Origin of the sequence: Actinopolyspora lacussalsi subsp. righensis (assembly GCF_900116555.1) — a bacterium.
GTDB lineage: Bacteria > Actinomycetota > Actinomycetes > Mycobacteriales > Pseudonocardiaceae > Actinopolyspora > Actinopolyspora lacussalsi.
Map to the genome: position 1 here is coordinate 497,180 of NZ_FPAT01000002.1, position 23,812 is coordinate 520,991.

Annotated in this window: 20 protein-coding genes; 12 read left to right on the forward strand and 8 right to left on the reverse strand. The window is 68.8% G+C overall.

The features are described 5' to 3' along the window. Window positions 1-6 precede the first annotated feature (6 nt). The 3 genes from BM394_RS05745 to BM394_RS05755 all read left to right on the forward strand — a co-directional run bounded on the left by BM394_RS05745 (window position 7) and on the right by BM394_RS05755 (window position 5,307). Window positions 7-723 (forward strand): ABC transporter ATP-binding protein, encoded by a 717-nt coding sequence (locus BM394_RS05745; protein ID WP_092974778.1) that lies wholly within the window; start codon window positions 7-9, stop codon window positions 721-723. 259 nt (window positions 724-982) lie between these two features. Then, on the forward strand, window positions 983-3,526 hold the full coding sequence (locus tag BM394_RS05750; RefSeq protein ID WP_092974781.1) for an alpha-L-arabinofuranosidase C-terminal domain-containing protein: 2,544 nt from the start codon (window positions 983-985) through the stop codon (window positions 3,524-3,526). A 278-nt stretch (window positions 3,527-3,804) separates the two neighbouring features. Then, window positions 3,805-5,307, forward strand: a complete 1,503-nt coding sequence (locus BM394_RS05755; protein WP_092975172.1) for a family 43 glycosylhydrolase — start codon at window positions 3,805-3,807, stop codon at window positions 5,305-5,307. A gap of 138 nt (window positions 5,308-5,445) precedes the next feature. Here BM394_RS05755 and BM394_RS05760 read toward each other — a convergent pair whose 3' ends face one another. Together BM394_RS05760 and BM394_RS05765 are read right to left on the reverse strand one after the other, a co-directional pair. Next, window positions 5,446-6,147 carry a GtrA family protein gene (locus BM394_RS05760; RefSeq protein ID WP_245779996.1) on the reverse strand — a complete coding sequence of 234 codons (702 nt, stop codon included), beginning with the start codon at window positions 6,145-6,147 and terminating at the stop codon, window positions 5,446-5,448. A gap of 149 nt (window positions 6,148-6,296) precedes the next feature. Next, window positions 6,297-8,906, reverse strand: a complete 2,610-nt coding sequence (locus tag BM394_RS05765) for a sigma-70 family RNA polymerase sigma factor (protein ID WP_092974785.1) — start codon at window positions 8,904-8,906, stop codon at window positions 6,297-6,299. 178 nt (window positions 8,907-9,084) lie between these two features. Here BM394_RS05765 and BM394_RS05770 point away from each other — a divergent pair, with 178 nt between their 5' ends. The 5 genes from BM394_RS05770 (at window position 9,085) to BM394_RS05790 (ending at window position 12,894) form a co-directional block, all read left to right on the forward strand. Further along, entirely contained in the window at window positions 9,085-10,065 is a 981-nt protein-coding gene (locus BM394_RS05770) for a hypothetical protein (protein WP_217643368.1), read from the forward strand. 94 nt (window positions 10,066-10,159) lie between these two features. Further along, window positions 10,160-11,344 carry a 5-(carboxyamino)imidazole ribonucleotide synthase gene (locus tag BM394_RS05775; RefSeq protein ID WP_092974791.1) on the forward strand — a complete coding sequence of 395 codons (1,185 nt, stop codon included), beginning with the start codon at window positions 10,160-10,162 and terminating at the stop codon, window positions 11,342-11,344. Between the two features lie 402 nt (window positions 11,345-11,746). Further along, window positions 11,747-11,947, forward strand: a complete 201-nt coding sequence (locus tag BM394_RS05780; protein WP_139235149.1) for a Scr1 family TA system antitoxin-like transcriptional regulator — start codon at window positions 11,747-11,749, stop codon at window positions 11,945-11,947. Continuing rightward, complete coding sequence (locus BM394_RS05785; RefSeq protein WP_092974797.1) at window positions 11,931-12,128, forward strand: DUF397 domain-containing protein; 198 nt, start codon at window positions 11,931-11,933, stop codon at window positions 12,126-12,128. The genes BM394_RS05780 and BM394_RS05785 overlap by 17 nt, the downstream gene beginning before the upstream one ends. A 304-nt stretch (window positions 12,129-12,432) precedes the next feature. Then, window positions 12,433-12,894: a DUF2599 domain-containing protein gene (locus tag BM394_RS05790; RefSeq protein WP_092974800.1), complete on the forward strand. Its 462-nt coding sequence runs from the start codon at window positions 12,433-12,435 to the stop codon at window positions 12,892-12,894. Between the two features lie 69 nt (window positions 12,895-12,963). On the opposite strand, the gene BM394_RS05795 is transcribed toward BM394_RS05790, so the two are convergent. After that, window positions 12,964-13,878 carry a DMT family transporter gene (locus BM394_RS05795; RefSeq protein ID WP_092974803.1) on the reverse strand — a complete coding sequence of 305 codons (915 nt, stop codon included), beginning with the start codon at window positions 13,876-13,878 and terminating at the stop codon, window positions 12,964-12,966. A 74-nt stretch (window positions 13,879-13,952) separates the two neighbouring features. On the opposite strand from BM394_RS05795, the gene BM394_RS05800 reads away from it, so the two are divergent. Together BM394_RS05800 and purE are read left to right on the forward strand one after the other, a co-directional pair. Further along, complete coding sequence (locus BM394_RS05800) at window positions 13,953-14,876, forward strand: LysR family transcriptional regulator (protein WP_092974805.1); 924 nt, start codon at window positions 13,953-13,955, stop codon at window positions 14,874-14,876. Between the two features lie 135 nt (window positions 14,877-15,011). Beyond that, complete coding sequence (gene purE / locus BM394_RS05805; protein ID WP_092975178.1) at window positions 15,012-15,503, forward strand: 5-(carboxyamino)imidazole ribonucleotide mutase; 492 nt, start codon at window positions 15,012-15,014, stop codon at window positions 15,501-15,503. Between the two features lie 35 nt (window positions 15,504-15,538). Here the strand turns inward: purE and BM394_RS05810 are convergent, their stop codons facing one another. The 4 genes from BM394_RS05810 to BM394_RS05825 all read right to left on the reverse strand — a co-directional run bounded on the left by BM394_RS05810 (window position 15,539) and on the right by BM394_RS05825 (window position 20,462). Beyond that, window positions 15,539-16,324 (reverse strand): thioesterase family protein, encoded by a 786-nt coding sequence (locus BM394_RS05810; RefSeq protein WP_092974808.1) that lies wholly within the window; start codon window positions 16,322-16,324, stop codon window positions 15,539-15,541. 64 nt (window positions 16,325-16,388) lie between these two features. Then, window positions 16,389-17,120, reverse strand: a complete 732-nt coding sequence (locus BM394_RS05815) for a TIGR03089 family protein (protein ID WP_092974811.1) — start codon at window positions 17,118-17,120, stop codon at window positions 16,389-16,391. A gap of 204 nt (window positions 17,121-17,324) precedes the next feature. Beyond that, on the reverse strand, window positions 17,325-18,797 hold the full coding sequence (locus tag BM394_RS05820; RefSeq protein WP_245779999.1) for an LCP family protein: 1,473 nt from the start codon (window positions 18,795-18,797) through the stop codon (window positions 17,325-17,327). 234 nt (window positions 18,798-19,031) lie between these two features. After that, window positions 19,032-20,462, reverse strand: coding sequence for an LCP family protein (locus BM394_RS05825; RefSeq protein WP_245780000.1), 1,431 nt, complete (start codon window positions 20,460-20,462; stop codon window positions 19,032-19,034). A 576-nt stretch (window positions 20,463-21,038) separates the two neighbouring features. Here BM394_RS05825 and rfbB point away from each other — a divergent pair. Together rfbB and rfbD are read left to right on the forward strand one after the other, a co-directional pair. Then, a complete protein-coding gene (gene rfbB / locus BM394_RS05830) occupies window positions 21,039-22,013 on the forward strand; it encodes a dTDP-glucose 4,6-dehydratase (protein WP_092974813.1) in 975 nt (324 codons plus the stop codon). 234 nt (window positions 22,014-22,247) lie between these two features. After that, entirely contained in the window at window positions 22,248-23,159 is a 912-nt protein-coding gene (rfbD, locus tag BM394_RS05835) for a dTDP-4-dehydrorhamnose reductase (RefSeq protein WP_092974816.1), read from the forward strand. A gap of 44 nt (window positions 23,160-23,203) precedes the next feature. Here rfbD and BM394_RS05840 read toward each other — a convergent pair whose 3' ends face one another. Then, a complete protein-coding gene (locus BM394_RS05840) occupies window positions 23,204-23,755 on the reverse strand; it encodes a YqaA family protein (protein WP_245780001.1) in 552 nt (183 codons plus the stop codon). Window positions 23,756-23,812 lie beyond the last annotated feature (57 nt).

Genomic DNA, 23,812 nt, shown 5'->3' on the forward strand with positions numbered 1-23,812 from the left:
ACCATCATGGCCCTGCTGCGGGCATCCGGACTGTCCAAGACCTACGGGCAGGGGCGGCTGCGTGTCGAGGCGCTGCACGAGGTGTCGCTCTCGGTCGGGGCGGGCGAGGCGGTGGCCCTGATGGGGCCTTCCGGCTGCGGCAAGTCCACCCTGCTGAACCTGCTCGGGCTCACCCTGCCGGTCACCAGCGGCGAACTCGTCGTGCGCGGCGAGCCCGCACCCACCCGGGAACGGGATCGGGCGCGGCTGCGCAACGAGTTCTTCGGCTACCTCCACCAGGAGTTCGCCATCGTCGAGTCCGACACCGTCGCGGCCAATGTCACGATCCCGCTGGAGTACGCCCGACCGCGCATCGGCAGGCGGCAGCGGCTCGAACGCGCCCGCCGAGCCGTGGACAGCGTCGGCCTCGGTTGGGCACTGCGCCGCAGGGCAGCGGAACTCTCCGGCGGCGAGCGGCAGCGGGTCGCCATCGCGCGGGCACTGGTCAACGAGCCCCATCTGGTGATCGCCGACGAACCCACCGCCGCCCTCGACCTCGCCACGGCCCGGGAGATCGTGACGCTGCTGCTGTCGACGCGGCAGCGGGGCGCCTCGATCCTGGTGGCCACGCACGACCCCCGCGTAGCCGAGCGGTGCGACCGCGTCGTCGAAATGGCGGACGGCCGGTTGGCGGCCGAGCGGACCGAGCCGCACGCCGATACCGGAAACCACGGCAGCACGTAGTGCGATTCGACCGGGAACCCCTGTCCGCCGGGTGAGAACTCGCTTCGGAGACGGCTCGCCGGTCTTCGACCACCGGCGCCTCGTCCCCGGTGTCGCCGCGCGCCGATAATCCCGGCTCGGCGGCGGCCCGGGTGTAATCACGCTGTCACATGCTGTTGACCTTCCGTGTGAGGGCGGTTACGTTTCCGGAATACCGGACTTAGTTCGGTATATCAAACAACGAGGATCTCGGTCATCCGAAACCGGACTTGGAGCCCGCATGTCCCGATTACACTCGGCGGTCGGCCTGGCCACAGCCGTACTGCTGGGCGGCGCGCTGCTGCCATCGGCTCTCGCGGACACCGCCGAAAGCTCACCGATCGACTACTCGCTGCAGGTGGATGCGGCGGGAGAGACCAAGTCGATCCCCGACACCATGCACGGAGTCTTCTTCGAGGACATCAACGACGCCGCCGACGGCGGCATCTACGCGGAGCTGGTGCGCAACCGCTCCTTCGAGTACGACACCGTGGACAACCCCTCCTACACCCCGATGACCGGCTGGAGCACCACCTCGGTCGGCGGCGCCGAAGGCTCCGCCGAGGTGGTCGACGACGCCCAGCGGCTCAACGAGAACAACCGCCGCTACCTGCGACTGCGACCGAACGCCCGAGGTCGAGCCGCCTACGGGGTGACCAACGCCGGATACCACTCCGGAATGTCGCTGGAACGCGGCGAGAAGTACGACTTCTCGATCTGGGCCCGCAGCGACCAACCCGGCGGCACCCCGCTGACCGTGACCGCCACCGACGGCTCCGGCTCACCGGTCGGCCGCACCATGCGGATCCGGGTACGGGGCGACCAGTGGACCGAGTACAGCGAGACCTTCGTGGCGCACAGCGACACCAACACCGGTGGGCTGCGCGTGCTCGGACACGGTTCGGGAACCGTGCGGCTGGACATGGTCTCGCTCTTCCCCCGCGACACGTTCAAGGGCGAACCCAACGGGCTGCGCGAGGACCTCGCCAGCAAGATCGAAGCGCTCAACCCCGGCTTCCTGCGGTTCCCCGGCGGATGTCTGGTCAACACCGGCAGCCACGAGTCCTACCAGGCCCCCGACTGGGAACGTCGCCGTTCCTACCAGTGGAAGGACACGGTCGGGCCGGTCGAACAACGCCCCACCAACGCCAACTTCTGGGGCTACAACCAGTCCTACGGCCTCGGGTTCTACGAGTACTTCCGGTTCGCCGAGAACATCGGCGCGATGCCGCTGCCGGTGGTGCCCGCCCTGGTGACCGGCTGCGGTGAGGACGAGGCCACCGACGATCCGCAGCTGTTGCGGCGCCACATCCAGGACACCCTCGACCTGATCCAGTTCGCCAACGGGTCGGTCGACACCGAGTGGGGCGGCAAGCGAGCCGCCATGGGCCACCCCGAGCCGTTCGGGCTCACGCACCTGGCCGTGGGCAACGAGGAGAACCTCCCCGAGGAGTTCTACGAGCGTTTCGAGAAGTTCCGCGACGCCATCGAGCAGCGCTACCCCGGGATCACCGTGGTCGCCAACTCGGGGCCCGACGACAGCGGAGCCACCTTCGAACGCGCTTGGGAACTCGCCCGCGAGCAGAACGCGGAGATGGTCGACGAGCACTACTACAACAACCCGCGGTGGTTCCTGGAGAACAACCGGCGCTACGACTCCTACGACCGCTCGGGACCGAAGGTCTCGCTGACCGAGTACGCCTCCGAGGGCAACGAGTTCTACAACGCGCTGGTCGAGGCGTCCTTCATGACCGGGCTGGAACGCAACGCCGACGTGGTGCGGATGAGCTCCTACGCCCCGCTGCTGGCCCACGAGGACGATCCTCAGTGGACTCCGGACATGATCTGGTTCGACAACCACCGGTCGTGGGGCTCGGCGAGCTACGAGGCCCAGAAGCTGTTCGGCAACAACGTCGGTGACGAGGTGGTGCCCAGTGAGGCGTCCTCGACCCCGGTCGAGGAGAAACCGATCAGCGGTGCGGTGGGGCTGTCCACCTGGAACACCAGCGCGGCCTACGACGACGTGCGGGTGACCTCCGCCGACGGCGAGACACTGCTGGCCGACGACTTCTCCGGCGACGCCTCGAAGTGGAGCGAGCTCACCGGCACCGGCGACTGGTCGATCGAGAACGGGTCCTACGTGCAGTCGGATGCCTCGGTCCAGAACACCATGGTCACGGCGGGTGACGAGAACTGGAGCGACTACGACCTGAACCTGACCGCCACCAAGCGCGCGGGCAGCGAAGGGTTCCTCGTCGCCTTCGGAGTCGAGGGAACCGGCAACTACTACTGGTGGAACCTGGGCGGCTGGAACAACACCCGCTCGGCGGTGCAGCAAACCACCGCGGGCAGCTCGCAGACCGTGCTGTCCAAGGACACCACCATCGAGACCGGCCGGGAGTACGACATCAGGGTCGAGGTCCGGGGCCGGCAGGTGACGCTGTTCCTCGACGGCGAGAAGTGGGGCAGCTTCACCGACGAGCAGAACGCCGAACCGTTCCGCCAGGTGGTCACCAGGGACGAGAGGACCGGTGAGCTGATCGTCAAGGTCGTCAACGCCCAGAACAACCGGGCACGTACCCAGCTGGACATCAGCGGTGCCTCGCGGTTGGCGAACACGGCGCGGCTGACCACGTTGCGGGGCGACCCCCAGGCGGTCAACACCGCCGAGTCGCGACCGATCAAACCCGAGAAGTCGGTGATCCGGGGCGTGGACGAGAGCTTCAGCCACACCTTCCCGGCCAACTCCATCACTGTGATGCGGATCAAGACCCAAGGTAACTGACCGAGGGTTTCCGCTCGGCTCGTCCATGAGCTCGGGTGGCGGAACCTCCCGCACGGCTCTCGCTCCGGGGAGGCCCGACATCGGGTAGGCACCTACACAACGTCGGGCCTTCCTCGCGAGAGCCGCACCGGAGAACCCGCGGCGGTGCCGACCGCGGGAGTGGTCGGAGCGCGGCCTACGGCAGTGGTGGGAGTTCGGTGCCGCCGAACCGAAGCACCACGTCCGCCGACGACACCACAGAGGACTTCGATTCTGCTTCCGGCAGAGAGGAACACGACATGACGCAGAACAATTTGGATCGCCGTTCGCTGCTGCGCGGCGGTGGAGCGGCAGCGGCTGGAGCGGCGGCGGTGCCGTTGCTCGGCACCTCGGCGAGCGCGGCGACACAGCGGCCCGGCAGGGGACACGGTCAGGACCCCGGTCGGGACTCCGGCGTGCTGACCACCCGTGACCCCTTGATCGAGCAACGCGCCGATCCGCTCATCACCTACCCCCACCGGGGGATGTACTACATGACCGGATCGGTGCCGGAGTACGACCGCATCGTGGTGCGCGGCGCCCCGACCATCGAGGGGCTGGCCCACACCGGGGAGCGCACCGTCTGGCGCCGCCCGAAGTCCGGACGGATGGGCGGCCACATCTGGGCGCCGGAGCTGCACCGCATCGACGGCCGTTGGTACATCTACTTCGCCGCCGGTGACTCCGACGACGTGTTCCGCATCCGGATGTACGTGCTCGAATCCCGCGCCGAGGACCCCCGCGAGGACGCGTGGGAGCTGCGCGGGCAGATCACCACGGCCTGGGACACCTTCGCGCTCGACGCGACCACCTTCGAGCACGCGGGGACCCGGTACTACGCGTGGGCGCAGGCGGAACCGGGCATCGACACCAGCAGCAACCTCTACATCGCCGAGATGGCCTCCCCGCTGGCGATCAAGGGCGATCCGGTCCGGATCGCGGTGCCCACCGCCGACTGGGAGACCCGTGGTTTCAAGGTCAACGAGGGTGCGTACGTGCTGGTCCGCAACGGGCGGGTCTTCATGACCTTCTCGGCCAGCGCCACCGACGCCAACTACTGCGTGGGGCTGCTGACCGCCGACGCCCGCGCGAATCTGCTCGATCCCGCTTCCTGGACCAAGTCGCCGCAGCCGTTGCTGCAGACGAACGAGGCCAACAGCAGGTACGGCCCCGGGCACAACTCCTTCACGGTGGCCGAGGACGGCGAGACGGACGTGCTCGTCTACCACGCGCGGTCCTACCAGGGGATCGAGGGAGATCCGCTGTACGACCCGAACCGCCACACCAGGGTGCAGCGGCTGAACTGGTACCCGGACGGCACACCCGCACTCGGGATACCGATCGCCGAGGGCGAGCCCGTGGTGCGGCTCTCGCCGCTGGACAGCCCGGAGTCCTTCGTGCGGCACGGGCAGGGCGGCCGGCTGGTCGTCGATCGGGTCGCCGACCGTGTCGAGCGGAGCCAGTTCCGCATCGTGCCCGGCTTCCTCGACCCCGGCAGGGTGGCGCTGCGGTGCGTCGATCTTCCGGACCACCACGTCCGGGTGAGTGACGGCTCGCCCGTGGTGGAGCCCTACGCCGACAGCGACGAGTACGGCCGGGCCAGCGGATTCATCCGGGACGAGGGACTCGCCGACCGCGACGGCGTGTCCTTCCGGCTCTCGCACGATCCGCACAGCTACCTCGCGCACCGCGAGGGCAGGCTCGTCGTGGAGCGGCCCGGAAGCCGAGCGGACCGGGAGCGGGCGACCTTCCGACTCCGCTGAGTCGCCCGCCACGGCGCCGTGAGCCCTCGTCCGGCGCCGTGGTCGGGTTCCCGCGATCCACGCACGAAACCTCGCCCCCCGCGTGCGTGGATCCCCGGGTGGATCCCTCGGTGGGGTCCACCCGGTTCCGGGGCGGTCTCACCCGGCGGCAGGACGGGAGATGTCGTGCTCCTCGGCCGATCCGTGGGAAGCGCCGCTCGGGGTGGCACCGTGTTCCCCGGTGGAGTGATCGGCGGTCGCTCGTTCACCCGCGGCGCGCTCGATGGTGGTTCGTTCGACGTTGGTTCGTTCGATGGGGAAGGGCTCGACGTTGGAGAGCTCTGTGACGTCTTGGGTGGGGCACTCGGTGGTCTCCGTTTCCCGGGTGGGAAAGACCCAGCGGCGGAAGGCCCACCAGCGGAACGCCATACCCAGCAGCACGCCGAGTATCTGGCCCGAGGTGAAGTCGGCGATCTCCTCGACCAGCGGTGTGGTGTAGGGCGTCTGCAGGTGCAGCAGGTATCTGGAGACCCACAGCGGTGCGGCGTAGAGCCCGATCGCGATACCGCTGAACAGGAAGTACAGGCTGGCCTCGTGGTGGCGTTCCTTGCCGCCGCGGGTGCGGAACGCCCACTCCCGGTTGAGGACGTAGGACACGATCGTGGCCACCAGCACGGCCACGACCTTGGCCGTGACCGGCTTCGGGGCCAGCACGGTCCACTTGAGCGCGAAGAAGATCACCGTGTCGATGACGAAGGTGCTCGCGCCCACCATCGCGAACTTCAACAGCTCGCGATATCGCAGCGCCAGCTGCCGTAGCGGGCGGGGGAGTTGGGTGAGCACCTCGTCGACTACCGACACCCGACGAGTCTACGGAGTGGCGCCACTGGCACCCCGCCACACACGCGAGTTCCCTCCGGTCGAGTGTCACACCTCATGGCCTCGGAGCCTCCGGGGCATCGATTTCTCGCGAAATCGCCGCGCCGGATCGGAGCACTGCCACGGTGGGCTCAGTCCGAGGCTCCGACGTAGGGCAGCCCGTCGAGGAAGTTCTCCAGGTCGAACCCGGACGAGTCCTCGCTGTCCGACTCCTCCGACTCCCGCTGCCCGCCGCCCTCGGAGGGCTCCGGCGGTCGCGGCTCCGGTTCCTCGGTGGCTTCGGGCGGTTCGGGGCCGCTCGTTCCCTCGTGTTCCGTCGTCGGCGGTGTCGGCTTGTTCGTGTCGGATCCCGGGGAGTCGGGAGCGGGGGAACTCTCGTGCGGGGAACCGCCGGACTGTCCCGCGCTGTTTCCATTCGGGGCATCCGGATCGGTTCCGGGCTCCGTGCTCGGCTCGGGCGATCCGTGGGGACCGGAGTTCGAGTTCGCCGGTTCCCTGCCGTTCTCGGAGCCCTGTGGGACACCACTGTCCGAGCCGTCATCCGGCCCGCTCGGCCGTTGCTCGGTGGTCACCCCGTCCTTCGACGTGTTCCAGCCCTCCGACGTGTTCCAGTGTTCCGGCAGTTTCCAGTAGTCCGGCAGCCGGGACCACCACGGCTCCAGGGTGACTCGTTCGTTGTCGCGGGCGTCGGCCAGTTCGGCGCTGACCGTGAGCCGGGTCGGACGCGACCACTCGGCCGGCGACTCGTCGAGCAGTCCCTCCTCGGACAGCGGGCGTGCGGACAGCCAGCGGGAGTCGCACAGCCACACCGCGAATTCGGTGGTCTCGGTGGGCCGCAGGCGCTCCGAGCAGCGCACCGTCGAACCCGCGCGTTCGCATCCCGAGGGGATCGTCACCGCTCGGGTACCCTCCGGAAGTTCGAACACCACCCGTGCCGTTCCGGTGGTGTCCCCGGTGTTGCGGGCGTGCGCGCGCACTCGCGAGCCACTCCAGGGAAACGCCCCGCTCCAGCTGTCCGTCGTGAGTGCTATGCCCGGTTCGGTGCTTGGCTTCACCCGGACACGCACCTCGGCCAGCGAGAGCGAGAGCCCGCCCGCGCTCGTGATGTTCACCGTCACCTCACCGCTGCGCGCGGTGCTGTCCGCGCGAACCCGGAAGTCCAGCGGCAGCTCCTCGCCTTCCCGCAGCCCGCGTTCGGTGGTGCAGGTCATGGAGCGACCCTCGGAAGTGCAATCGAGGCCGGGACCTGTCCCGTTCGAGCCGGACACCGCGGGCTCGGCCCGGAGCGCTCCGCCCGCGAGGCTCGCCGTGTTCCCGATGCCCGCCGGAGCCACCGTGTTCCGGTCGTTCGCCGAACGTGCTGTCGCCCACGCCGGTTCGGTGTTCGCGGCACCGCTGCCCGGTTGCCCGTCGGCTCCCGAGCCGTCGGTCACGCCGGGGACACGGGCGCTGATCCCCCTCGGCAGCGCGAGACGCACCGTGATCGGTTCGGAGATTCCCGTCCCGTTGTTGCCGATCGTGATGGGCAGCTCGGCGGGATCACCACCCGCGATCAGGTGCACCGGTTGTCCCGGCCCGGACGCCACGAGGTTCGGCTCCCCCGGCTCGGGTGCCGGCGGGGGAGCCTTCTCGGGAGGTGGGCTCGGTTCGGGGGATGGTCGTGGATCGGAGGGCTGCCGCGTCGGTCGTTCCGGTGCGGGCGGTTCGGGGCGCGGCGTGGGTTGTTCCGAGGTGGGAGGCGCCGCGGCCGCTGGATTCGGTTGTTGACCACCCGCCGCCAGGCCGAGAGCCACCGCGACGACCATCGCGGCGGTCGAGGCGGTCGTCCCCACGATCTGCCGGGGCAGTGAGCTCGCCGCCCCGACAGCACCGGCGGCACCCGTACTTCCCGCACCTCCGGCGGTGATCCCGGCAGCGGCGGCCGTTCCCGAGTTGCCCGCCAGATATCCCGCCGCGCTGGTGCCGAGGACGAACGGCGCGACCACCAGCCGCAGACCGCCGTTGACGTCGCCCAGCTCGGCGGACAGCGCGCGACAGCTCGTGCAGGAGTCCAGGTGCGTGTCCACCTGCGCGGACTCCCGTTTGGACAGCCCGCCCCTGGTCCACTGACCCAGCCGCTCGACGGTGGCGCGGCACTGCTGCGACTCCGCCTCGTCGGATTCCAGCTGGCCGAGGTGAACCTGCAGGTATGCCTGTCGTAACCCCTCGCGCGCCCGGTATGCCAGCGCCGAGACCCCGTTGGACGTCAGCCCCAGGACCGGGGCCACCTCGGACGGTGACTCGCCCTCGATCTCCAGGTGCCACAGCACCGTCTGCCAGCGTTCGGGCAGCCTGTTGAACGCCTGCGCGGCCAGCGAGCGTTCCAGACCCGCCACCGCCGTGTCGGTGAACGGCACGCTCACGTCCGCGCCGTCCTCGGCGCCCACGTCGGCCGAATACCGCACTCTGCGCTCCTTGCGGGTGCGGTCGTAGGCCGTACGGCGGACCGCCGTGAGGAGGTAGGCCCGGAACGCCGTGTTCGGGCCCTGACCGGAACGCAGCCCGGTGAGTACTTTCGCGAACGCCTCGGAAACGAGGTCGTCCGCCTCCGACGAGTCGTTGGCCACCTGGCGAGCCATGCTGTGGGCCGCGACACTGTGACGCTCGTAGAGCACTCCGTACGCTGCGGTGGAACCTCCACGAACGGCTTCGATCAGCTCGTTGTCACCCGCGTCCTCGAACTCGTTCGGATCCGTGCCCACGCCGTACGCTCCCCTCGGTGTGTGTCGATGACGGCTCGCGGCGTGTCCGCGGCGTGATCAGCACTGTACTCAGCGGTTATTGTGATCGAACTCTCCGGGTGAACGCTATTCGAATCACCGTCACGGACCACTCCCCGGGACGTCCCCACGGCGGGGAGTCACCAGAAGGGGAGGAAGAATGGAACCTTCGAGGGAGCAATCACCCGAACAGCCGAGATGTGGCGGGGAATCGAACGACCCCGGAACGGCGCAACCGTGGGATTCGAATCCTGGGCAAGGCGGTTCGGATCAGGGGCAGCGCGGCGCACGGGCGATCCCGTCCGGTCGCGCGACGAGCGTCGCGGGCGGGGCGGAACGCCACCGCGCGTTGCGGTCCCGGTGGCGTGGCGCGACGCTGGCCTCCGGCTGGCCGTTTCCCGGCGACTGGGCCTGTCCGGCGGTCGACCGGGTGTGCGAGGCCGTGATAAGCGGCCACGATCCGGGGGAAGCGGTCGACGAGCTCGCGGCGCAGCGGGCGGATTCCGGGATCGGGCTGGACGAGACCCTGCGGGACCTGGGAGTGCTGCACGCCGTGCTCTCGCGGGAGGACACCGGCACCGCCCTGGTCAGCGAGGAGTGCGACGACGTCCCCACGTGGTTGCTGCGCCGCGCCGCGCTGGCATGGGCCGACGTCGTCGCGGGACGCTCGGCGGCCCGGGAGGTCACCGACGCGCTGACCGGGCTGAGCACGCTGTCCTACCTGCGGATGCGGCTGTACGAGGTGTACCGCGAGACCCGGGCCGCCGGAGCCGGATCGGCGACGTCTCCCGGACGGGACAGCTACGCGCTGCTCGTCGTCACGCTCCGGTTGCCGGGGGACGATCACCGGTGGGCGCGGCTGATGGCGGTGGTGTTGGCCGCCGATGTGCTGCGGGACGTGTTCGACGCCGGTGAAACCGTGTCACTGCTGCGCGAGTCCACACCCGTGGTGCTCACGAGGGACGACACGTGGCTGACGGAACGCTGTTCCCGCGCCGAGACCGCGATCAACGAGCGCGTGCTGGCCGATCCGGAGCTGGCGCGGGCACTGGACGACTCCGGCAGCGCCGTGCGAATTCGCCGGTCGCCGCTGCCGACCGAGTACTCGGGGGCCTGCGAACTGCTCGCCTCGCTCCGCTGAGTCGCTGATCGCGTTGTCGAACCCGCGGCGGGGGAGTTGCGGTGGGGATACCGACGCTCGGTCCGGTCCCTCGAACGGGTAGGCTATCCGGGCTGTGGACCACCGCACTGCAACTCCCGTCGTCGGCATGGTCGGTGGCGGTCAACTCGCGCGCATGACACACCAGGCCGCCATCGGGCTCGGTCAATCACTGAAGGTGTTGGCGGCCTCCTCGGGCGAATCGGCCGCACTGGTCGCGCCGAACATCGAGATCGGCTCGCACACCGACCTCGCCGCGCTGCGCACGTTCGCCGAAGGCTGCGACGCCGTCACGTTCGACCACGAACACGTCCCCAACGAGCACCTGCGGGCGCTCGCCGCCGAAGGTGTGGCGGTGCATCCCGGGCCGGACGCGCTGCTGCACGCCCAGGACAAGCTCGTGATGCGACGCAAGCTGCGTGACCTCGAACTGCCGGTACCCCCGTTCGCGGAGGTCGGCAGCGTCACCGACGTGTTGGAGTTCGGCGCCGCGCACGGTTGGCCCTGCGTGCTCAAGACCGCGCGCGGTGGGTACGACGGCAAGGGCGTGTGGGTGCTGGACACACCGGACGGCGCGCGCCGCACCACCGCCGAACTGCTCGATGCCGGGGCGCCGCTGATGGTCGAGCAGCGGGTGGCGCTGCGCAGGGAACTCGCGGTGCTCGTCGCCCGCTCGCCGTTCGGGCAGGGGGGTGCCTGGCCGGTGGTGGAGACCGTGCAGTCCGAGGGCATCTGCGTGCGAGTGCTCGCCCCGGCACCCGACGCCTCCGAGGAGCTGACGCAGCGGGCGCAGGACATCGCGCTGCGCATCGCCGACGAGCTGGGTGTGGTCGGCGTGCTCGCGGTGGAGATGTTCGAGACCGCGGACGGTCTGGTGATCAACGAGCTGGCGATGCGACCGCACAACTCCGGACACTTCAGCATCGACGGGTCGCGGACCTCGCAGTTCGAGCAGCACCTGCGGGCCGTGCTGGACTACCCGCTGGGTACCACCGAGCTGACCGCGCCCGCCGTGGCGATGAGCAACATCCTGGCCGCTCCCACCGAGCCGCGGATGAGCGTGGACGAACGGGTGCATCACCTGTTCGCGCGTTTCCCCGGGGCCAAGCTCCACCTCTACGGCAAGACCGAGCGGCCCGGGCGCAAGGTCGGTCACGTAAACATGCTCGGCGAGCGGATGGACGAGGTCAGCGAGCGGGCGCGGCTGGCCGCGCACTGGCTCGCGCACGCCGAGTGGCCCGATGGTTACTCCATCCACTGAATCCGGTCGATGGCGGGCCGGTCTTCGTAACTGGTCGCTTGGCGGAACCTCTGGCACGGCTCTCGCTGCGGGGAGGCCCGACATCGGGTAGCGACCTACACAACGTCGGACCTTCCTCGCGAGAGCCGCACCGGAGAACCCGCGGCGGTGCCGATGGCGTAAGTGGTGGGAGTTCGGCTTGTGGGGCGGTCGGAGTTCGGCCTGCGTTGCTCCGGCGCGGCGATTTCGCGAGAAATCGACGCCCGGGCCGAGCGATGGCGGCATCGGTTCGGCGCTGGGAGTACCGAAGAGAGATCCCGGCCCGGTCGCCGTTCGAGCGGGAGGAATCAGCCGTGCCGCTTCCGCCGGAGTTCGTGGAGTGCTTCGGTACCTTCGCGCAGTAGGTTGCTCAGGCCTTCCTCCATGAACTTTCCCGAGCCGTTGCGGGGGCATCCCGGGCTTGTTCATCTGGACCTGCTCGGCGAAGCCCGCTATATCGACGACAGTTACATGGTGGAGCAGTACCAGCGGGCCTGGCGTCACATCATCGCTACCGCGATATCGCCGGAACGCTCCTTGGAGATGATTCGGGAGGCGAAAGGAAAGTATGTTTCCCCAGGCTGAGCATCTGTTCACGGGGTGGCGCAAGTCCAGTCACAGCGATCCGGAGCGCGACTGTGTAGAGGTCGCTTCGGCACTCGACGTGGTTGGTGTGCGGGACAGCAAGCGGGGTGATGCCTCGCCGGTGCTGGTGTTCGACCCGTTACGGTGGCGCGAGTTCGTGGCAGCATTGCGAGAAGGTTGAGCTCTTCCCCGCGTAACCTTCATTCGGTCCGGCGGCTGCTCTGCTCTTTTCGTGGTAACCGGATCCGATGAGATTCGCGCGTGAAACGGTCCGATGTGGCGAACGTGGTTTTCCGTGCGATTCGGACTTGTTAGAACCACCGGCGGTCATCGAGTGTTGTGAGGGATCGCTGTGAGTCTCGGACGTCCTCCGAGGCTCGTGGCCGCCTCCCCCGAATCGGGACGGCCCGCTCCGGCGACTCGCTTCCGTGCTCGACCGACATCGGTGAGACACCGCGTCCGCCGAAAGCGTGAGAAGCGTAAAGATGCTCGGATCCACCGGGACCGCCCGCGCGACGAAACGGTTCGCACTCGTGGCGGTCACCACGCTGGCCGCCACACTGCTGGGTGCGGGACCGGCCGCGGGTCAGGCACAAGCCGCCCCGCTTCCACCGGACCAGGGCTGGCGTTCCTGCGGCAGCCTGCTGATCGACAAGGCCTCGGTGGACAACAGGGGCGACATGTTCAAGGTCAACATGGTTCCGTCGCACGCCCTGCGCGTCCCCCACCCCTCGGTCGGGGCCGCCTGGGGCGATCTGCGGAACTGCGTGACCTTCCCGAACCTGGACACCCTGCGCCAGCAGTTCGACTGCCACGCCGCGTTCGGGCGCAAGGAGCCGGAGTGGAACATGGAGTCCGACCGTTTCTCCAACCCGGACTGGAAGACGGACAACCCGACGCGGCACAAGTGCAGCTGGGGCAGCAGTGACGGTGGCGGCTCTTCCTGATCGAAGTTCGCCGTCCCCCCGGGCCGTCGCGGCCCGGGGCGGCCGCGGATCACTGAAACGCGTGGTGCGTCAGGAGCGCACTCGACGGCTGGTGAACCACACCGTCCCCACCACCAGTACGCACCCCAGCAGTTGCCACCACGTGGGTGATTCCCCGAGCAGCAGCACTCCCCACAGCACGGCCAGCACCGGTTGCAGCAGCAACAGGGTGCTGCCGACACTGCTCGGTACCCGAGGCAGTGCCGAGCCCACCACCAGCAGGCCCGTGACCTGTGACGAGAGTGCGAGCGCGGCCAGCCAGCCCAGGGCGGGCCAGCCTACCGCCAGTTCCACGCCCTGCCACGGTCCGCCGAGCAGCAGCGCGGTGGCGGCGGCGGAAGCGGAGGCGAGGCAGACCGGCGAGAAGCGGTGCCTGGCGTGCCGCGTACCGCCCAGTCGCAGCAGAAAGAGATAGCCGCCGTAGGCCACTCCCGAAGCGGCTCCCATCAGCGCGCCATAGGCGGGGGCATCGCCGAACGCTTGGCTGTCCGCTACGCCGCCCACCAGCGCCACCCCGGCCAGCATCACCGGTGTGGCCAGCAGGAAACCCGTCGAGAGTCGTTCCCGGGTGATCAGCAGCGCCAGCATTGGTGCCGCCAGCACCTGGACGTTGTTGAGCACCGTGGCGATGCCGGTGCCGATGTTGATGATGGACTCACCCCACAGCACCAGGTCCAGTCCCAGGAAGAACCCCGCCAGCAGATCCAGCGCCTGCCACCGGAAAGCCCGGCCGCCGAGTCGACGCCGTTCGAGCAGCGCCAGCGGAAGCAGCACCGGCAGGGCGAGCAGGCAGCGGAAGAACGCCGCCGTGCCCGCGGTCGTGCCGGAAAGCTGCATGAACAGCGCGGAGCCCGACAGGATCGTGGCACCGATCGTCAGTACCAGTCGTGCGTCGAGGGCGGTGGTGCGTTCGGCAGGACGTCGTTCGGTGTCGGGGGCGCTCATGACTTCAACGATGCGGGTCGAAAATATTCAGCACAATCGAATGTTTCTGGTCGGAATTCGGTAGTATCACTTCCGTGTTCAATGTGGAACGACTCCGTGCGTTGCACGCCGTCGCAGCGCACGGCTCCGTGGCACTGGCGGCGTCGGTACTGCACGTGACTCCCTCCGGGGTCTCGCAGCAGCTCGCCAAGCTGGAACGTGAGGCAGGACACCAACTGCTGGAGCAGCACGGTCGCGGCGTCCGCCTCACAGCCGCGGGTCACGTGCTGGCCAAGCACGCCTCGGAGATCCTATCGCGGATGTCGGAGGCGCAGTCCGACCTCGACGGCCTCAGCGAGAAGATCCTCGGCCCGCTGCGCATCGGCTCGATCTCCACCGTGCTGCGAGCGGTGGTTCCCGGTGCGTTGAGCGCGCTGCACCGCAGGCACCCTCGACTGGAGGTGACGCTGCGCGAGGGCGAGGCGGAGGAGACCCTGCCCGCCCTGGTGGGGCGCGAGCTCGACCTGGCGGTGTTGGAGAGCTGGGACAGGCTGCCCGCGCAGCTGCCCGCCGAGGTCGGCTACCGCAGGTTGTGCACCGACACAGCCGACGTCGCGCTGCCGGAGCAGCACCGTCTCGCCCACCGCACCACGGTCTCGCTGCACGAACTGGCCGACACTCCGTGGGTGAGCTGGGCCACCGGGACAGCCTGCCACGAGTGGTTGGTGCAGACCCTGCGGGCCCAGGAGTTCGAGCCGCGCATCACCTGCAACGTCGCGGGATATCCCACCCAGCTCGAACTGGTGGCAGCCAATCTCGCGGCGGCTCTGGTGCCCAGACTGGCCCGCGATTCGGTGCCCGGCGGAGTCGCCGTGGTGCGAACCAGGCCGGTGCTGCAGCGGCAGGTGCTCGCCGTCTGGCGTACCGATTCCGAGCGTCCGGCGATCCGTGCCTGCGTCGACGCGTTGGCGACCGTGACCGAGCAGCAGACCCTTGCGGCACCGCAGGACCACCAGTAGCGGTTCCCCGCTGGTTTCCACCACCCGACCGAACTCGCGTCCGGGCATCTAGGCTCAGCGGGAAAGCGATTTCGACGACCTCGGGAGGAAGCGTTGGTGGAGTCCGACGAGCGGACGCCGCTGGTGGGCCTGGTGATGGGCAGCGATTCGGACTGGTCGGTGATGCGCGAAGCGGGGGAGGCGTTGCGCGAGTTCGACGTCCCCTACGAGGTGGGCGTGTACTCGGCGCACCGCACTCCGCAGCGGATGCTGGACTACGCGGGCGGTGCGGCCGACCGCGGGATCCGGGTCGTCATCGCCGGGGCGGGCGGTGCCGCTCACCTTCCCGGCATGGTCGCCTCGGCCACCGTGCTGCCGGTGATCGGTGTTCCGGTGCCGCTGAAGTACCTGGACGGGATGGACTCGCTGCTGTCCATCGTGCAGATGCCCGCCGGTATCCCGGTGGGGACCGTGTCCGTCGGTGGCGCCCGCAACGCCGGGCTACTGGCCGTGCGCACGCTGGCCGCCGACTCGGGAGAGCTCGGTGCGCGGTTGCGCGATCGGATGAGCCGGTTCCAGGACGAGCTGGAGACCAAGGTGCTGGACAAGGACTCCGCGCTGCGCGAGCGGGTCGCGGGCGGGGAGTAGGAGAGTCAACGCCGTGCGGAACCGGGAAGCCCCACTCAGCCGAGCTCGTTGACGAGCACCGCTTCCTGGGCCGTGCCGATCGGGCCGTAGATGTCGAACAGCCGCGCTCGTGCCACCCCGATGCCACTGGTCTCGACGTCCCGGCGGATCTCCATGCCGAGCCATTCGCCGGCCAGCTCACGATGCAGGTAGCAGGTGATGTCGGTGTTGATCCAGGGGCCGAACAGCTCGCCGATCGGGCTGGCCGCGCTGATGCAGTCCACCAGGGTGGCGGTGTGCACCAGCGGGGTCATCGGTTCGGTCGGCAACAGCGGCACCGGCATCCGCATCCACACCCTGCTGGCGTCCGGGCTGCTCTGGTCGTCGATCCACCGCACGTCGACCACGTCGTGCACTCCCCAGCGCAGCCCGAGTTCGGGCGGGATCAGCGATCCGTCGGCGATCCCGTCCGGGCCCGTGAACGGCGGAACCGACGTGGAGTTCGGCCCGTCCAGCTCGCTGCGCCGCAGCAGCTGGGCGGTCGCCCGGGTGAGCGTCTCCTCTCCCCTGCTCAGTTCCGCTTCGATCACCTGGAGGCGTTTGCCCGACCGCAGTGTGCGGGTCGAGACCGCCACGTGTTCACGGGGAACCGGACGCATCAGGTCGAAGGTCATCCGGGCCACGAACAGCTCGGGATCGGCCGCCGCGCGCTCGATGGCGCGCGCCAGCAGTCCCGCCACCGGCCCGCCCCCGGTCAGCTCGCCCCAAGGGTTTCCAGCGGCCTCGGTCGGGACGAATCCGGTTCCGTCGGTCTCGAACAGCGTCCGCGTCGCATGTGACACACCCTGATGCTACTTGCGAGTAATGCAAATTGCGAGACGTGTCGGATCCGGTTTTGTCGTCCCGTCAGCTCTCGGCACCCAGCTCCACCGTGATCTTCTCGTCGGAGCGCCGCTTGTCCAGCAGCTCGGTGTTCCCGCTCTCCGGCAGTCCGGCGAGTTGTACCAGTGATGCCCGCGCGGCCAGTACGGCCAACAGACCGTCCACCGCCCCGTTCGGGAGATTCCAGTCCAGCGTGGAAAGCACCCGGTCCTGCTCGCCTATACCCGAGTTCGCGGCACTCCGCCGCGCCGACTCGATCACCTCGTCCACAGTGGAGTCGAACAACGCGGGAGTGTCGTCGGGCACCGGCAGCGGTGGACTGAACTCGTCACCGCGTATCCGTACCTCGGAGGCGTAGTCCAACACCTTGTCGTCGAGTCCCGCCACGGATCCCCCGAGAGCGTCCAGCCCCACCGCGACGACGGTGTGCGCTCCGCTGCCCTCGGAAACCCGTTGCCCCGGTACGAACGCCGCCTCGGCTCCGGCAGGGGAGTCCGTCACGCGAGCACCGCACCACCAGGCTCCGAGCAGGATCCCGGCGGTCTGCCAGTGGGCGGGCAGTCGAACGGCCACCGACATGCCCGGTTCGAGGTCGAGTTCCTCGGTCAGCCAGTTGGCCGTTTTCGCGGCCCAGTTGCCCACCGTGGCGCGGGAGAGCTCGATCCTGCCTCCCGTGGCCTCGTCGTAGTGCGTGATCAGTGGACGCGCGGATCCGTTGGTAAGCAGGGGGGACAGCAGGGTCGCGGTGACGCTCATGGGGGCAGGCTAACCCACCGGGGAGGTGCTTACTCGATGTCTCCACCTCCAGTTGATAGAGCTGACCCGATCGCTACTCGAGGTGCCCTCCAACGCAGCAAGGCGCTGACTCACGTGACGGCTACCCGACCGGCTACGCAAAGTTCCGTTATGAGTTATAAGAGAGTCACGCGCTCTCCGCCGTGCCGGGGCGGGAAGCCGTTGTCAGTGGACGCAGGGGATTCCTTCGGAGGTGATCTCCCGCCGCGGGGATTCCGCCGGAGCGGCCCGCACGCCGTCCAGCCGTACCAGCGGATTCCCCGTCATCCGATGCGTCGGTTCGGTCGAACCGGGTCGGGACTGGGTCGAACCGGGTCGGGATTGGGTCGAACCGGGTCGGGACGACGCGCCGGGTGAACCGTTGTTCGAGTCCGAAGTGGTCCCGGCGACGTCGTGGCCGAAGTCCGCGACGAACTCGTGCACCCGTTCCTCGTCGACACTGACGATGCTGCGCCCCGCGGAGTTGCGTGCCGTGGTGTCCTCGACCGGGATGGTCACGAAGCCGATGTCGCCGGAGGCCAGTGACTGCATCCTTCGCACGAAGTCGAGCACTCGCCAGTCGCTGTCCAGCACCACTGATTTGCGGGCCGCGGCCATCAGGTCGCGGAGCTTGCCGGTGTCCGTCAGGGTTCCGCTGGAGAGCACCTTGTCCGCGACGGCGGCCATGAACACCTGCTGCCGCACGATCCGGTCCAGGTCGCCGTTGGGCAGGCCGTGCCGCTGCCGGACGAACGAGAGCGCGTCCCCACCGGAGATCGTCTGCTCGCCCGCGGGGAACTCGGCGCCGGAGTTCTCGTCGCTGGTCGCGTGCTTCAGACAGACCCTCACCCCGCCGAGTGCCTTGGTGACCTCGTAGAACCCCAGCAGGTTCACCTCGGCGTAGTGATCCACCCCGACGCCCGTCAACGACTCCACGGCGCTGGTCAACGCGCGGATCCCCGCCCGCTTGGACAGTTTCTCGATCTCCGCGGCGGTGTGGTCACCGGTGGCGCGCAGCTCGTCCTCCCTGGCGGCCTTGGTAAGCCCGTAAATCCCGTTGATCTTCCTGGCCTCCCCGGCGCGCTGTACCGCCGTGTCGCGGGGTATCGAGATGGCGGTGGAGGCAGTTCCGTCGTCGGGCACCCGCAGCAGGATGATCGTGTCCGTGTTCAGCCCGCTGGCCGACTCGGTGCGCAGCATGTCCAGCACCTCGTCCGGCAGCGGGTTGCCCTGGGCGTCGGTACGACTGTCGCTGCCCACGAGCAGGATGTCGGTCGCGGTGTCCTCCGGCATCCGCCGGGCCGAGTCACCGCTTCGCAGGTCGACCTTGTTGGACTGGTTCTCCAGCATTCCCAGCGCGGCCCAGCCCAGTCCGGTACCGGCCAGTGTCACCACCGAGGCGAGCACCAGCAGGGAACGCATCGTGATCCGGACCGTGCCGCGCAGCACACGGCTGCCGCGGCCACCGGCGGTTGCCGTTCCCCCGGTCGAGGTGACGGCCTCGGGAGCGTTCGAAGCCGCCGCTTCCCCGCCGGTGTCCGAACCGCTCTTCGTCTCGTTCTCCGGGAGGTCCGAGTCCGACTCCGCGTTACCGGACGCCGCCCCGTCCTCGTCGCGCGGCTCCTCCGACGACGTCTCGTGCGTGTCGGGCTCGTCCACTTGGGTCCTCCTGGAAAGCGGCCGTTTCCCTTCGGTGGTCACGTCGGGACCGCGACACGCCACACCGCACTCGGGACAGTGGCGCACACCGAACTCCGGATCAGCGTGTGGAACCGGGAGTCCAAGGTTAACGTGCGAAGGACGAGCTCATGTGAGGATATTTCGATTATCGTTGCCGTGTCGGCGCTGCTCGCCGGATCGCGGCCGACCACGGTCTCCGCCGAAACAGCTCGGTCAGTTCACGCAGCGAACTCCTCCCGCCGTGATCGGCTGTTCGTCGGTGCTCGGGTCGGTTTCCGAATCCTGCGCCCGCGCCGTGCCGTCCAGCCGCACAGCACCTTCGCCGGTGAACCGGCGGGTGCCGGGGCCGGTGTAGTCGTCCCCCAGATACACCGAGACGGTGCCCGCTGCCACGTCCTCGCCCGTTTCCACCGGTACGTCTCCCAGATCCGCGGCGGCCAGCTTCGCGGCCCGCTCGGTCCCGGAGGTGTAGCGCACCACCGAGTCCGACATCATGCTCTCCGCGTTGGCCGCGACCCCGCTGTCGAATCCTTCATCGGCGAGGTCGTCCAGTACGCGTCCGGCCAGGCCCGAAACCCCCGAGGCGTTGTAGACGTTGACCTCGGTGTCGGCGCGCAACTCTTCGGCCTGTTCGGCATCCTGTCGCGCCTGTTCGCGCTTGCGCTGTGACAGCAGCAGGTCGTCGACGAACCGTTTCACCTCGTCGGGGTCGGCGAGCAGCCCCGAGCTGGGGCCGTTCATCTCCACGGGGATGGTGTAGAACTCGATGTCACCGGCGGCCATTCCCTGCATCTGCTTCGCGAAGGACAGCACGTCCCAGTTCTTGTCCAGTGTGATCGAGTCCTGCAACGCCTTGATCAGATCGTTCAGCTTGCCGGGGTTGCTGAGCATGTTCGCCGAGAGCATCTTCTTGGCCAGGCCCGACATGAAAACCTGCTGTCGCACTATCCGGTCGAGGTCGCCCCTGGGCAGCCCGTGTCGTTGTCGGACGAAGGCCAGCGCGTCCCCCTCGGAGAGGGTGTGGACCCCGGCGGAGAAGTCGGCACCGGAGTACGGGTCGTCCACCGGGTTCTTCAGACACACCTTGACGCCACCCACCACTTCGGTGAGCTTGTAGAAACCGAGCAGGTTCACTTCCGCGTAGTGTTCGATCGTCACGCCCGCGAAGTCCTCGATGGTCTCCATCAGGAACTCCTTGCCCGCCTTCTCGGACAAGCTGCTCAGTTTCTTCTCGTCGGTGACCCCCTGCGCCTCCAGCTCCTCCCGCTTCGCCACGCGCTTCCGGTTCAGCGCGGAGTTGAGCTTGTGCTCGCCGAACTCGCCCATGTCGACCATGGTGTCGCGCGGGAAGGAGACCGCTCGGGCGCGTTTGCCGTTGTCGGGGATCCGCAGCAGGATCATCGTGTCGGTCAGGTTCCCGCCCCCTTCGCTCGCGCGGAGTTCGCGCAGCACCTCGTCCGGAAGTGGGTTGCCCTGGGCGTCGGTGCGGCTGTCGTTGCCGATCAGCAGGATGTCGGTGGCGCCGTCCGGCGAGTCGCGTTCGTTGTTGATGTCGATGTTGCCCCGCAGGCCGGAATCGAGCTGACTCACCTTGCCCCAGCCGTACCCGGTGGTGCTCAGCACGACGAGCGAGAGCAGCAGCACCAGAATCCGGGGAGCGATCCGGGCACGGCCCCCGCGACCACCTCCCCGGCCGTCTCCCCGGCCGCCTCGTCGGTCCCACACGTCGTTCGGCGGCGGGGGCTGTCGGGAGTCACGCGGTTGGCCCTGTCGCTGTTCCCGCTGGCTACTGTGCGTACTTCTCGTTTCGTGCTGCCGTCCCGGTCGTGCGGCGGAACGCCCCCCGGCCTCGGGCCGCCTGCCGTCAGCGCGGTCGCCGGTGTCGTGGAGCCGGCGGGAATCGGGCCTTCCGGCGCGCCCGCTCGGGCCACCCGCTCGTCGTGGCCGGTTGTTCACGCCGAATCCCCCTTGAGCTCTGAGCGGGGCGGTGCCATCGGCGGAGGTCCGCCGCCCTTGCCGCTGTGTGTAGGTTAACGCTGATCACGGCAGTACGTGGTCCGTAGCGGGAAAAAGAGGCCTATACCCTTCCGGGTGACGTATAGCGTTCACGTTGGGTTGCGTATCAGCTGAGTTCACCCGCTGAACCGCATGACAGACTCGAATGGCCGCGGCGGCCCCGGGATCGTGCCGCGGGCGGAACACCGTGATGGGAAAGGTGTCATGAAAGTCCTGGTCACCGGCGGAGCCGGTTTCATCGGTTCGCACTACGTGCGGCAGCTGCTCACGGGCGGGTATCCGGCTTTCGACGGTGCCGAGGTAGTCGTGCTGGACAAGCTCACCTACGCGGGCAACCCCGAGAACCTGGCCGAAGTGGCCGATCATCCCCGGCTGCGGTTCGTGCGGGGCGATGTCCGCGATCCGGAACTGCTCGCGGAGTGGCTGCCGGGGACCGACGTGGTGGTGCACTTCGCCGCCGAATCCCACGTGGATCGTTCCATCACGGCGGGTGGCGACTTCGTGCTGACCAACGTCGTCGGAACCGAGAACCTGCTGCGCGCGGCGGTATCGGCCGAGGTCACCAGGTTCGTGCACGTCTCCACCGACGAGGTCTACGGCTCCATAGCCGAGGGATCCTGGTCCGAGGACCATCCGCTGGAACCGAACTCGCCGTACTCCGCCTCCAAAGCCGGGGCGGACCTGCTGGCCAGGGCCTATCATCGAACCCACGAACTGCCGGTCTGCGTCACACGCTGCTCCAACAACTACGGTCCGTACCAGTACCCCGAGAAAATGATCCCACTGTTCGTGACCAACCTCCTGGACGGCAAGGAGGTTCCGCTCTACGGCGACGGTGGCAACGTCCGCGACTGGTTGCACGTGGCCGATCACTGCAGGGGGATACAACTGGTAGCCGAATCCGGTGAGCCGGGCGAGGTCTACAACATCGGCGGCGGTACCGAACTGAGCAATTCCGAGCTGACTTCCAGACTGCTCGAAGCAGTGGGTGCGGACTGGTCGATGGTGCGGCCGGTGACCGACCGCAAGGGGCACGACCGCCGTTACTCGTTGCGCCACGACAAGATCAGCACCGAGCTCGGCTACAGTCCCACGGTTTCGCTGCGGGAGGGGCTCGCCGAGACGGTGGAGTGGTATCGACGGAACCGTGCCTGGTGGGAACCGCTCAAGCACGCCTGAGTGCCGGGCACACCCTCACCGTGCCCCCTCGGCACCCGTCGGGAAGCGCCCATGCGGGTAAGCAGCGCATGGAGCCCCGGTGCGTGAGTCGGATGCATTGCGAGGCCGGGCCGCTCGCCGCGTAGGTCGCTACTCAAGAGCCGGCCCAACGCGGCAAGGCGCCGACTCACGTGACGGCTACCAGACCACGTAACCAGGTCCAGTCATGAATTCCGAACGACGAGGAGAAGGTCGATGCCGCCACCAGCACTGCTGATCCCGGGAGGACGTGGCCAGCTCGGCGCCGACCTGGCGGCCGGTCGGGGCTCGGCGGGGCTGCTGCACGCCCCCGGCTCCGCTGAACTCGACATCACAGATTCCGGAATGCTCGCCGACGCGGTCGACTCGTTCGCCGACGCCGCGAGCGACGCTGGGCTGCGGCCGGTGGTCATCAACCTGGCGGCCTACACGGCGGTCGACGACGCCGAGTCCGACCGCGCGACGGCGGAGCGGGTCAACACGCGCGCTCCGGCCGAGCTCGCCAAGCTGTGCCGTGACCGCGGGATGCCGCTGCTGCACGTGTCCACCGACTACGTCTTCGCCGGTGACGCCGTCGAGCCCTACGAGCCGACCGACGAGACCGGCCCGCGCAGTGTGTACGGCAGCACCAAGCTGGCGGGTGAACAGGCCGTGCTGACCGCTCATCCCCGCGCCTGGGTGGTGCGCACCGCGTGGCTCTACGGCGCGCGGGGAGCGAACTTCGTCAGCGCGATGGCCCGGTTGTGCGCCGAACGTGAGACCGTCTCGGTTGCCGAGGACCAGATCGGATCACCGACCTGGACCGTCGACCTGGCCAGTGGGCTGCTGGAACTGGCCGACTCGGTCGCGCGCCGGGACGAGCCCGCGGCGCGGGTGCTGCACTGCACCAACACCGGCAGCGTGAGCCGCTACGAGTTCGCCAGGGCGGTGTTCGAGGAGCTGGGCGCCGATCCCGACCGAGTGCGTCCGGTCGCCACGGCCGATGTTCCCCGGCCCGCACCCCGGCCCGCGTTCTCGGTGCTGTCCGATCGGCGGTGGACCGAGGGCGGTCTCACTCCGCTGCGGCACTGGCGAGAAGCGCTGCGCGCGGCTTTCGAGCGGCACGGTGCCGTCTGGGGCGCGAGCTGAGTTCCGTGCACACGGGACTACTGCGGTTGTGACGGCTGGCCTGCTCAGGCGGGTGGAGCACCCGCCAACGGGGTTCCGAATCGCAGTAGTTCCGGAAGTGCCGCCAGCAGGCAGAATCGTGCCACTCGGCCGGTGGCGGCGCTGGGCAGCCACACCGGCCACGGAACTCGCAGCATCCCGGCCGCGAGAACGACGGCGGCGAACGGCGGCACGCCGATCAGGCCGCTGAGCAGCACCGTGCTCGCCCCGACGACGGGGTGTCGTCGGCACAACCCGCCCAGTCGGCGCGGCCATCGCCACCCCTCGCGGCGACCGTCGCGGTTCAGCAGCCTCGGCAGCCGTACGGCACCCCGAGCGGCGAAGTAGTGCACCGCCTTGCCCAGCAGCTGTCCGACCGCCGCCACCGGACCCAACACCCACCACGGCGGGCCGTGCTGTGTCAGCACCACCGAAACCAGGTAAACCTCGGCACTGAACACCGGTACCACCGCGGTACCCGCGCTCATCGCGAACACGCTCAGCGCCCAGAGCACCGTTCCCCCGCGAAGCGGATCCACCCGGTGTCCCGCCGAACCGTGCCGACACCCGGGGTTCACTACTGACCACCTTCGGTGATCCTATCCGGTCCGAAGCCGTCGCGGTGCCGAATGTCG